Origin of the sequence: Endozoicomonas sp. YOMI1 (genome assembly GCF_024606345.1) — a bacterium.
Lineage (GTDB): Bacteria > Pseudomonadota > Gammaproteobacteria > Pseudomonadales > Endozoicomonadaceae > Endozoicomonas.
On sequence record NZ_JAHHPM010000577.1, the window covers coordinates 1 to 1,121 of the forward strand.

Annotated in this window: 2 protein-coding genes; both read right to left on the minus strand. The window is 42.8% G+C overall.

Features of this window, described 5'->3' with window-relative positions; translation table 11 throughout:
• The coding region (locus KDK15_RS20255; protein WP_257297212.1) for a hypothetical protein at window positions 1-627 on the minus strand (627 nt) is incomplete at its 3' end.
• A gap of 260 nt (window positions 628-887) precedes the next feature.
• A partial coding sequence (locus tag KDK15_RS20260) for a hypothetical protein (protein WP_257297213.1) occupies window positions 888-1,121 on the minus strand: 234 nt, incomplete at its 5' end.

The window sequence follows — 1,121 nt, forward strand, 5'->3', positions numbered from 1 at the left end:
GTCCACGTCCCCGGCTTTGGGAAAGCCTTTACCATTGCAGATGGAAGCAATGGATTTAAGAAATGGAGACAGTGCTATTGCTTTTACATCACAGTCTTCAGTACTCAGAAAATGGTTAATGTTTTTCTTTGTGTTTGGGGTTCCTTCTCCACGCAAGAGGATGCTGGTAATTGTGGCTGTATCCTTAACGGTACTGTAAGTATGGCTAAAATAAATACCAAGCTTGGAAAGTAGTTGCACTTTCGACTCATTCGGGCATGAATGAATCAGCTTATCTAACGTTGGTTTGATGATGATTTTGCGTTCCAGGCAAAGATCCTTCAATTGTTCTACAGTTTTAATCGACGAATTGTGTTTATGCTCATCTTCATACCCCAGTCGTTTTCTTTTTAATCTCTCATCCAGTAATGCACCTTCAATGTGAGACACTTTTCTCTTTAGAGGTGCTTCCCCTATAGAAGGTCCAAACGTATCAATGAGTAGGGGGAGTTCAATTTGTTCTTGTCTTGATACGTTCCGACCTGAATAGAGAGATCTCGATGGTGTTTTGTTATCAGTACCAAGAGGTAATTCTAAGGAGCTTGAACCTTCCGGTGTCAGCCCTAATTCATGATAGGATGGGAACATTATTTATCAATTGCAGTCATTGAACAGTGTGACTCTGACAAAGGAAGCCGTCTTTAGTTCATTTTTAGAAGTAGAAAACAGCGGGGGGATGCCCCGCATTGCATGGAAAAGTTTTCATCAAGACTAAAGAGTAATGCTTCCACTCTTAATAAAGAGACCGGCTTTTGGGTGAGTTCTAATTCGCCTCTGGCCCTGGTGGAATCCGCTCACACCCACTTCATCAGGTCTTCGGCCTTTGTGGGCGCAGAACCCGGTCAGGTTCAAGGGAGTACAGGCCTTACCTTTGATGCCTTCATTTCGTCTGGTAAAAGTGACTCCCAAAAATTGATATCAATATCAAAATTTTCTGATGAGAGGAGTTCGTCAACATATCCGGGCAGTTTGATATTATTGACATCTGCAGACTCTATAATTCGTTTTACTAAACGCTCGCTCGGACAGCCTTTACCATGACAAATGGAAGCAATGCAGCTCAGCCGTTGCAGGTCAAGCCG